Origin of the sequence: Alicyclobacillus acidiphilus NBRC 100859 (assembly GCF_001544355.1) — a bacterium.
Classification (GTDB): domain Bacteria; phylum Bacillota; class Bacilli; order Alicyclobacillales; family Alicyclobacillaceae; genus Alicyclobacillus; species Alicyclobacillus acidiphilus.
The window spans coordinates 26,308-33,966 of the sequence record NZ_BCQI01000031.1; the positions used below are offsets into that span (position 1 = coordinate 26,308).

Annotated in this window: 6 protein-coding genes; 2 read left to right on the forward strand and 4 right to left on the reverse strand. The window is 57.3% G+C overall.

The genetic code is table 11. The annotated features are described in order from the left end of the window. Positions 1-51 precede the first annotated feature (51 nt). Positions 52-1,800 carry an acetate/propionate family kinase gene (locus AAC01S_RS20140; protein ID WP_067622369.1) on the reverse strand — a complete coding sequence of 583 codons (1,749 nt, stop codon included), beginning with the start codon at positions 1,798-1,800 and terminating at the stop codon, positions 52-54. A gap of 242 nt (positions 1,801-2,042) precedes the next feature. Here AAC01S_RS20140 and AAC01S_RS11695 point away from each other — a divergent pair, with 242 nt between their 5' ends. Both AAC01S_RS11695 and AAC01S_RS11700 read left to right on the forward strand, forming a co-directional pair. Further along, positions 2,043-3,233, forward strand: a complete 1,191-nt coding sequence (locus AAC01S_RS11695) for a glycine C-acetyltransferase (protein ID WP_067622372.1) — start codon at positions 2,043-2,045, stop codon at positions 3,231-3,233. A gap of 30 nt (positions 3,234-3,263) precedes the next feature. Next, positions 3,264-4,229, forward strand: a complete 966-nt coding sequence (locus AAC01S_RS11700; RefSeq protein WP_067622374.1) for an NAD-dependent epimerase/dehydratase family protein — start codon at positions 3,264-3,266, stop codon at positions 4,227-4,229. Between the two features lie 9 nt (positions 4,230-4,238). Here the strand turns inward: AAC01S_RS11700 and sdaAB are convergent, their stop codons facing one another. From sdaAB to AAC01S_RS11715, 3 genes are all read right to left on the reverse strand, one after another. Next, positions 4,239-4,907 (reverse strand): L-serine ammonia-lyase, iron-sulfur-dependent subunit beta, encoded by a 669-nt coding sequence (sdaAB, locus tag AAC01S_RS19285; protein ID WP_067622377.1) that lies wholly within the window; start codon positions 4,905-4,907, stop codon positions 4,239-4,241. Positions 4,908-4,913: 6 nt separating this feature from the next. Further along, a complete protein-coding gene (gene sdaAA / locus AAC01S_RS19290) occupies positions 4,914-5,804 on the reverse strand; it encodes an L-serine ammonia-lyase, iron-sulfur-dependent, subunit alpha (protein WP_067622380.1) in 891 nt (296 codons plus the stop codon). Positions 5,805-6,347: 543 nt separating this feature from the next. Beyond that, positions 6,348-7,502 (reverse strand): fibronectin type III domain-containing protein, encoded by a 1,155-nt coding sequence (locus tag AAC01S_RS11715; RefSeq protein WP_067622383.1) that lies wholly within the window; start codon positions 7,500-7,502, stop codon positions 6,348-6,350. Positions 7,503-7,659: the final 157 nt, after the last annotated feature.

The window sequence follows — 7,659 nt, forward strand, 5'->3', positions numbered from 1 at the left end:
CTCTGGACAGGCCGGCGGGCTCGCCTGTCCGGGGTCCTTTCTCCTTGGGCGTTACGCGTGTGCGACGGCTGCCGTTTCGATCCGCCGGCTGTGATCAGCGATGGACAACCAGTACGTGTCGCGGGCCATGATGATCTCTTCATTGGTCGGAATCACCAAGACTTTGACCGGAGAGTAGCGGCTAGACACGATGTGCTCGCCCTGGTTTGCGGTCTGGTTCAACGCTGGATCGAGATAGACGCCGGCGTATTCGAGACCTTGGCAAATCCGCTCGCGAATCTCAGCGCTGTGTTCCCCGATCCCCGCCGTGAAGATCATGGCGTCCGCTCCATTCATTCGCGCCATGCACAGTCCGATGTAGTCGTGGATCTTGCTCACGAAGATCTCGAGGGCCACCTGCGCGCGCCGGTGCCCATTTGCCGCGGCCTGCAGCAGGACACGGACGTCGTTGCTCAGCCCGGAGACGCCGAGGAGGCCGCTCTCGTGATTGAGCTTCTCGATCACCTGCTCGGTCGTCAGATGCTCGAGCTGTTCGAGCATCGGGATGATGGCGGGATCGATATTGCCGCTGCGCGTGCCCATCGCGACGCCAGCGAGCGGCGTGAGGCCCATGGATGTGGCGTATGACTCGCCGTTCTTAATCGCGGTGACACTGACGCCGTTGCCGATGTGGCAACTGATCAGGCGGAGTCGCTCCTTGGGCGTCTCGAGAAGCTGTTCCGCGCGTTCCATCACGTAACGATGGCTGCTGCCGTGAAAGCCGTATTTGCGAATCTTGTGTTTTTCGTAGTACTCATAAGGTATCGGGTACAGGAACGAGGTTTCGGGCATCGTCTGATGAAAACTCGTGTCAAACACGGCCACGTGCGGCACGTCTGGATAGAAGCGCTGGGCCAACCGGATCCCTTCGGCGTTGAATGGATTGTGCAAGGGCGCAAGGTAGCCGAGCCGCTCAATTTGTTCGATCACGTCGTTGTCGAGCAAGGCCGACGCTTGGAACAAATCGCCGCCGTGGACGACACGATGCCCGACAGCGTCGATGTCGCTGCCGACTCGTTCGGCAATTTGCGAGACAGCGTTCGTCAACGACTCTCCATCCGCACGGGGAAGGTTACCTTCATCCAATTGGACTTCACCCGGCATGTCGTAGACTTTGTATTTCACCGAACTGCTTCCGCAATTGAGTACGAGAACGCGTTTGGGTGTAAAGGTTTGAATTTCATGAATCGCGTCGATCTGGATGACGCTCACGATGTCTCCCGTCGACAGGCCGGACGCGTTCGCTTCGTCGGTGTCGATGTGAAACTCGAGCTGGTAGTTTGGATTCACGCGGCAGAGCACCTGTTCGAGAATGACTCGGCGCTCGCCTTTCGTCATCACGGCGACAAGGTCCTTGTCATGGACGCCGAGTTCCATGGCGTCTGTCGGGTGCAGATGCAGGTGGCGCTTCGCCAGTATGACACCGCGATCCAGCACAACAGAACCGTTCGGGCCAATCACTTCGATGCCAGGCGTCCCATCGATGTCGCCGGAGTCTCTCACGGGAGGGCGCAGCCCGAGCACATAGCTGTCGGTTTTCGAGATTTCGACTTGTGAGTACGGCCGCACTGGTCCGAGTACGCGCACGTTTGGGATCATGCCCTTGGGCCCCTTCAGCGTGACGGTTTCCTGACAAGCATACTGCCCAGGCTGTTTGAGTGGTTTGAGGACCTGAAACTCGTGGTTTTGACCAAACAGCTGATGTGCGTGTTCCTGCGTCAAGTGAATATGTCGATTGGATACGCCTACAGGTACGTGCATAGGGCAACCCTCCTGGTGAGTCTGTGATTCGGCATCTCATGCTCCCATTGTCGCGGCGGACAATCGAAGCGGAAAGGAACATTCGGATGGTTTTGTATCGTCCATTTGAACTAGTCCGGGGGCGTTGGCCGACAGCCTGCTGACAATCGGAAGAAGATCGATACGCTGCGGCATGGAGGCTTCGCCTCGGATGGCGTATGATAGATTCGTGATCCGGATTTCATGGACCGAGGAGGGCGCCTATGGCGAACCAAAGTTTACAGTCATTTCTCGAGGCAAACTTGGGTGAATTGAAGGCGAATGGACTCTACAATGAGATTGAGCCGCTGCAGAGCGCGAACGGCCCCGTGATCGACATCAACGGCCGATCACTCATCAATCTCTCTTCGAATAATTACTTTGGCCTTGCGACGGACAAACGGTTGATTCAGGCGGCTGTCGAGGCGACCGAGAAATACGGCGTTGGCGCAGGCGCCGTGCGAACCATCAATGGAACGCTCGACATTCATGTCGAGTTGGAGCGCAAAATCGCCGAGTTCAAGCACACCGAAGCGGCTATCGTGTTCCAGTCCGGCTTCAATTGCAATATGGGCGCGATTTCCGCAGTCATGGACGCCAACGACGCCATTTTGTCGGACGAGTTGAACCACGCGTCGATCATCGACGGCTGTCGTCTCTCCAGAGCGAAGATCATCCGCGTCAAGCACTCCGACATGGACGATTTGCGCGCCAAGGCGAAAGAAGCCAAGGAGTCCGGACAGTACAACAAGGTAATGGTCATTACGGACGGCGTCTTCTCGATGGACGGAGATGTGGCAAAACTGCCTGAGATCGCCGAGATCGCCAAGGAGTTCGATCTTATCACCTACGTGGACGACGCGCACGGTTCGGGCGTGATGGGCAACGGCGCCGGCACTGTGAAGCATTTTGGCCTGTCCGACCAGATCGATTTCCAAATTGGCACCTTGTCGAAGGCGATTGGCGTCGTGGGCGGATATGTCGCCGGCCGCCAGGAGCTGATAGACTGGCTGAAGGTTCGGGCCCGGCCGTTTTTGTTCTCGACTTCGATGACACCTGGGGCCGCTGCGGCATGCATCGTCGCCATCGACATCTTGATGGACAGTTCCGATCTGCAGGAGCGGTTGTGGGAGAATGGCCGTTACCTGAAAGAGGGACTGAAGAAGCTTGGATTTGACATTGGCCACAGCGAGACCCCGATCACGCCGTGCATCATTGGCGACGAAACCGCGACGCAAGCGTTCAGCAAACGCCTGTACGCGGAAGGAGTCTACGCGAAGTCCGTCGTATTTCCGACTGTGCCCAAAGGAACAGGGCGCATCCGCAACATGCCGACTGCGGCTCATACGAAAGACATGTTGGATCAAGCGCTCGCAATCTACGAACGTGCGGGCAAGGACATGAACATCATTTGACGTGTTCGGATGGATTCAGGAGGTTCTCACGTGAAACGTATCTTAGTTACCGGCGCGCTTGGGCAAATCGGTTCGGAACTCGTCGCCCGCCTGAGGCAGGATTATGGAGCGGACAACGTCATTGAAACCGACATTCACGCGCCGACGCAAACCAGTGACAGTCCAACGGGCGGCTCCGGTCCATTCGAATTGCTCGATGTCACCGACGGTCAGCGCATGGCGGAACTGGTCGACAAGCATCAAGTTGACACCATCATCCACTTGGCGGCATTGTTGTCCGTCACGGCTGAAAAGAATCCGTTGTTGGCCTGGAACCTCAACATGGGCGGCCTCATGAACGCGCTTGAAGTCGCCAGACAATTTGGCTGTCAGGTGTTTTATCCGAGTTCCATCGCGGCGTTCGGTCCCCTGACGCCGAGGTTTCAGACGCCGCAGGACACCATCCAGCGGCCGACGACGATGTACGGCATCAACAAAGTCGCTGGGGAATTGCTTTGTGACTATTACTTTCGGAAGTACGGCGTCGACGCGCGCGGCGTGCGCTTTCCAGGCCTCATCTCGCACAAGACGCCGCCCGGCGGCGGAACGACCGATTACGCGGTCGAGATTTATTACGAGGCGGTCCGGACAGGCAGGTACGTATGCCCCATCGCGAAAGGGACCTACATGGACATGATGTACATGGAGGATGCCATCACGGCCGTGATCGACCTGATGGAGGCGGACGGCAGCCGATTGAAGCACCGCAATGCATTCAATATCTCCGCCATGAGTGTGGATCCGGAGATGATCCGCTCGGCGATCCAGACCTGGATCCCGACGTTTGAGATGGCGTACGAGGTCGATAGTGAAAAGCAGTCGATTGCGGACAGTTGGCCGGATGCCATCGACTCCAGCGCGGCCCATGAGGAATGGGGCTTCCGCGCAAGGTACAATCTCGATGCCACCACGCGCGAAATGATTGTCCATTTGCGAAAAAAGTTTGCGGTGATATAACACCGCAAACTACTCGGCATGGACGACGCGAACGTCCATCAATTGCTTGACCTCGGCGCGGAGCGTTTGCAGCAGCGCTTCGTCAAACGGTTCGTCGATTTCGCAGACGGTGACGGCCGATCCGCCGCGCGTCCATCGTTCCAAACTCAAACGGGCGATATTGTACCCTCTCGCGTCGAGCAAGTGGGACACCTTTGCCAAAAAACCGCGCGTATCGGTGTGGTACAAGATCAACGTGGTCCGCTCACCCGTGAATTTGATGGGCAATCCGTCCAACTCCTGGACCTCGACCTTGCCGCCGCCGAGCGAACTCGCGACGACCGTGGTGGAACGATGGTTCCCTCGGATGTCGATAGCTACGGTATTGGGGTGAAAGTAGCCGACGTGGCCGGGTTGAAAGTGGTACTCGAGACCAGCCTCGAGTGCCGCCTTGTCCGCTTCCGGAATGCGGGGATCGTCCGTCGCCATCCCGAGTACGCCAGCCAACAAGGCCACATCGGTGCCGTGTCCTTCGTAGGTTTGCGCGAACGAGCCCATGAGCCGAAACGACACCTGCTTAGGTTCTTCGCCGAGCACTTGCCGGGCCAAGTTTCCGATTCGTACGGCGCCAGCCGTGTGTGAGCTGGATGGCCCCACCATGATGGGGCCGATAATATCGAACACGCTGTTGTATTTCACGCATCGTCACCTCGATTCGCAAGGCTTGCCAAATACCTGTTCGCGCAGGGCTTTTCCGCGGGGCGTCGCGGCCAGCCCCCCAAGTCCCGTCTCGCGCAGGGATTCCGGCATCGCGTTGCCGATCTCGTACATCGCCTGAATCACTTCGTCCGGCGGAATGATGCTCTTTACGCCTGCCAACGCCATATCGGCTGCCGCGAGCGCAGTGACCGCATGCAGTCCGTTGCGGATAATGCAAGGGATTTCCACCAGACCGCCGACCGGATCGCACACGAGCCCGAGCGAATTCTTCAGCGCCAGGCCCACCGCGTGACCGACTTGCTCAGGTGTTCCGCCGGCGATCTCGACCACTGCTCCAGCCGCCATCGCAGTCGCCGATCCAATCTCCGCCTGACAGCCGCCAGCTGCCCCCGAGATGGAAGCGGAGTTGGCGATGACCAGTCCCAGCGCGGCCGCCGTCAACAGCGACATGACGATGGACTCGCGCGGATATTTGCCCGTTTCGAGAATCGAGATCAGAACCCCAGGCAATATGCCGGCCGATCCCGCCGTTGGCGTCGCCACAATCCTTCCCATGCCCGCATTCACTTCGTTGACGGACAAAGCGTACGCCATCGCCTGGAGCGCCGCCGGATGCAGAAACGATCGGCCGGTCTTCAGATACTCCTGGACCAGGTACGCGTCCCCGCCAGTCAGTCCCGTACGGGATCGAATCGGCTCGCGCGTTCCCTTGTGCGCCGCTTCCTCCATCACTTCGAACTGGCGATTCATAAGCTGGATGATCTCGTCTTTGGATCGCCCAGATTGTTCACATTCGACTTCGAGCATGACGTTCGCGATCGACGTGTTCTTCGTCTCGGCGAGTTTGATTAAATCGTGCAAATGGACGAACGCCATCCGACATCCTCCTCACACATGTCTAGTGCCGCACTCGCTATTTTCGAGGACATACGTACATTCGGTCCAGTGATCTTGTGCTTCACTTTGATTATACGCGAATTGCCGCAGCGGGTGATATCCATCGAGCGTAGGCGATGGACACGTGGCATGGCAAGCCATGCAATATTTCCTGTCAGCAAGAGGATACTAGCAAGCAGGAGGTGGACACGTGACCAAGGAGCACAAGAAGCCGGCGCACAACGACGCCAACAAGACGTTGCCACTCGAAGAACACGAAGAACGCGTGCAGGGCGAGACGCAGAGATCGAAAAACAGAAAGCGCAAGTAGCCGAGTGGGAAGCGGGTGGCGCCGATGGCCGGGTAAGGCGGACGGGAAACGGAGGAGGATGTCCTCCAGTACATCAGCCTCCCGCGCGAAGGCACGAACAGGTTCGATACATGGAAGACGCACGAAGGCCACACCATGATTGGTGTGGCCGTTTTTCAGCGGCGTTCCGTTTCCCGGTGCCAGTTCGTTTGCTGGCCCATTCGCCCTGCCGATCACGACAGCGTCGTTACGGTATATGTGTTCGATTGAGTCAGTTGCGTGTCCGCTGAATTATACGCCACCACGCGAATCGTGTAGCGTTTGCCAGCGGATTGGTTGGCAAACGTATAGGATGTGCCAGTTACGTTGGTGGCAGCACGGTAACCGTTGACGTAGATGTCATAATAACTTGCGCCGGAGACCGGTGTCCACTGAAGTACCCAGCCTGAGTTGGTAATTTGGCTGGCCGATACCGAGATCGGCGTTGTGACGGTCAATGCCGTGGATTGCGCGCTCTCGGTGTTGTTCGATCCCACCGCGCTCACCGTCACATCGTACGTCGTCCCTGGCGTCTCATTCTGGAATGTGTAGGACGTGCTTGTGACATTGCTTGCTACGAGTGTGCCATTTAGGTAGACGTCATAGGATGTCGCGTTCGCGACAGGGCTCCATGTGACAGTCCAACTCGTCGACTGAAGATTCCGAACTTGGAGCTTGGACGGTGCTGTCAACGTCGTGGTGACTTGCTGACCTTGGTTGAGGGCGATCCACTCCTTCGTATAGGCAATTGCCACGCCTTGCAAATTCAGAATCGACTGTTGCAAGGTCTTCAAAGTACTGTTGATCGATCCTCGTTTCAATTCCTTCTGTTCATTTTGCAGCGTAGACAGTCGCTTGTTGAGTTGGGTCAAAGTCGATTCGTCTGAGTGCCATTGTTGCAAGGCTTGCGACCAGGTTCCCGAACTGCTGCCGCTCTTTCCATGTCCGGATTGCTTGCCCCGGGCAACGGTGTAGGTGTGCCATTCTTGGTTAATCTGCTTGATCAGCGATTGGCGCTGTTGCTGCAGAGACTTGACTTGCTGTTGAACACTCGTAGCGCTGGCGCTCACAGACAGGGACGAGTCGGACGCCAGAGTTTGTTCGACGCTGTACAGACTTGCCACTTCGGCATTGATACTCTGCACGGCGTTGCTCAATGTCTGTTCTTGCGTGTTGCTGACCGGTGTCGCTTGAGCGGTCTTCAACAAAGATTCCTCTACTGAGGTGTTGCTTTGATATTGTGCTTGAAATGATGTGGTCGTGTCAGCGTGAGCAATCGCTGGCGCGAGCATGGGCAATGCGGCGACGACACTAAGGATACTAAGCTGTTTCAAAGATCGTTTTGTCATGTCGTTACTCCCCCTCTAGGTGATTTGCCCCTGTCATAAGGCTACGAACCTCAGTCCGATTTTGTGGGGGAAGTCGAGAAAAAATCGTTCGACATCGCCGGACGTGATCGCCGAATGACCAGCTGCGGAGGAGGTGCGATCGCGGGCAGCGGAGGAG

Coding starts and splice junctions, on each gene's coding strand:
- AAC01S_RS20140 (WP_067622369.1), bottom strand. CDS start 1,800: ATGCACGTACCTGTAGGCGTATCCAATCGACATATTCACTTGACGCAG.
- AAC01S_RS11715 (WP_067622383.1), bottom strand. CDS start 7,502: ATGACAAAACGATCTTTGAAACAGCTTAGTATCCTTAGTGTCGTCGCC.
- AAC01S_RS11695 (WP_067622372.1), top strand. CDS start 2,043: ATGGCGAACCAAAGTTTACAGTCATTTCTCGAGGCAAACTTGGGTGAA.
- sdaAA (WP_067622380.1), bottom strand. CDS start 5,804: ATGGCGTTCGTCCATTTGCACGATTTAATCAAACTCGCCGAGACGAAG.